Consider the following 231-nt stretch of genomic DNA (forward strand, 5'->3'; position numbering starts at 1 on the left):
CATCAGCGCCCGTACCGTTCGCCACAAAACCGTACTCAGCCTGCAATTTCTGACCGACCTGACCGCTTCCCTTGATGGTGACCTTGTTATCCCTCACCGCCGGGGCCGCGAAGATACTGATTTCCGGGCCATCAGCTGGAACACCAGGCAGCTCAGGGTGCAACGCACCTTTCGGCGTTATCGTCAGTCGAACCTGGTACCCCGCATAGGTCGCATCAGGCTTCCAATCCT

1 protein-coding gene is annotated in these 231 nt (G+C 58.4%); it reads right to left on the reverse strand.

All coding sequences use genetic code 11. The annotated features are described in order from the left end of the window. Positions 1-231, reverse strand: a 231-nt coding sequence (locus tag AAZT04_RS26370; protein ID WP_434682348.1) for a hypothetical protein, incomplete at both ends; no start/stop codon positions are given.

This window comes from Serratia sp. Je.1.23.a, assembly GCF_051129805.1.
Taxonomy (GTDB): domain Bacteria; phylum Pseudomonadota; class Gammaproteobacteria; order Enterobacterales; family Enterobacteriaceae; genus Serratia; species Serratia liquefaciens.